We start from the raw sequence: 1,581 nt of genomic DNA on the forward strand, positions 1-1,581 counted from the left end.
CGACACTGGTGCGCGAGATGAGTATTCTAAGGCGCTTGAGAGAACTCAGGAGAAGGAACTCGGCAAATTGACACCGTAACTTCGGAAGAAGGTGTGCCCTATTAGTGTGAAGTGAACAACGGAGCATGAATGGGTTGCAAAAAATCGGTGGCTGCGACTGTTTATTAAAAACACAGCACTCTGCAAACACGAAAGTGGACGTATAGGGTGTGACGCCTGCCCGGTGCTGGAAGATTAAATGATGGGGTGCAAGCTCTTGATTGAAGTCCCAGTAAACGGCGGCCGTAACTATAACGGTCCTAAGGTAGCGAAATTCCTTGTCGGGTAAGTTCCGACCTGCACGAATGGCGTAACGATGGCCACACTGTCTCCTCCTGAGACTCAGCGAAGTTGAAATGTTTGTGATGATGCAATCTCCCCGCGGAAAGACGGAAAGACCCCATGAACCTTTACTGTAGCTTTGTATTGGACTTTGAACAGATCTGTGTAGGATAGGTGGGAGGCTTTGAAGCAGGGTCGCTAGATCTTGTGGAGCCAACGTTGAAATACCACCCTGGTGTGTTTGAGGTTCTAACCTAGGTCCATTATCTGGATCGGGGACAGTGCATGGTAGGCAGTTTGACTGGGGCGGTCTCCTCCCAAAGCGTAACGGAGGAGTTCGAAGGTACGCTAGTTACGGTCGGACATCGTGACGATAGTGCAATGGCATAAGCGTGCTTAACTGCGAGACTGACAAGTCGAGCAGATGCGAAAGCAGGACATAGTGATCCGGTGGTTCTGTATGGAAGGGCCATCGCTCAACGGATAAAAGGTACTCTGGGGATAACAGGCTGATACCGCCCAAGAGTTCATATCGACGGCGGTGTTTGGCACCTCGATGTCGGCTCATCTCATCCTGGGGCTGTAGCCGGTCCCAAGGGTATGGCTGTTCGCCATTTAAAGAGGTACGTGAGCTGGGTTTAAAACGTCGTGAGACAGTTTGGTCCCTATCTTCCGTGGGCGCTGCAGATTTGAGGAAGCCTGCTCCTAGTACGAGAGGACCGGAGTGGACACACCTCTGGTGTATCGGTTGTCACGCCAGTGGCATTGCCGAGTAGCTAAGTGTGGAAGAGATAACCGCTGAAAGCATCTAAGCGGGAAACTCGTTTCAAGATGAGATCTGCCGGGGCCTTGAGCCCCCTGAAGAGTCGTTCAAGACCAGGACGTTGATAGGTCAGGTGTGGAAGCGCAGTAATGCGTTAAGCTAACTGATACTAATTGCTCGTGCGGCTTGACCCTATAACTTTGATCAATCTGATCAGGGTGTTATGCCAAGTTGACGCATTCAAAATAATTCGCCAAAAGCTGATTCCAAACTCTATGAATTCGTCTTGTTGATCCTCGATCAGCAAGGCAACCCTTTATGCCTGATGACCATAGCGAGTTGGTACCACTCCTTCCCATCCCGAACAGGACAGTGAAACGACTCAGCGCCGATGATAGTGCGGGTTCCCGTGTGAAAGTAGGTCATCGTCAGGCTCTTACAGCCCTCAAAAGCCCCCTCTCGAAAGAGCAGGGGGCTTTTGTTATTGCGAAAAGCAA

2 rRNA genes (1 of these 2 only partly in view) are annotated in these 1,581 nt (G+C 50.7%); both read left to right on the forward strand.

The window, feature by feature from the left end:
* Positions 1 to 1,278 (forward strand): 23S ribosomal RNA (locus AC07PZ_RS31560) (it extends 1,692 nt beyond the left edge of the window).
* A gap of 127 nt (positions 1,279 to 1,405) precedes the next feature.
* Positions 1,406 to 1,518, forward strand: a 5S ribosomal RNA gene (gene rrf / locus AC07PZ_RS31565).
* Positions 1,519 to 1,581 lie beyond the last annotated feature (63 nt).

The sequence above is a fragment of the Variovorax sp. GW821-FHT10B04 genome (assembly GCF_059415645.1).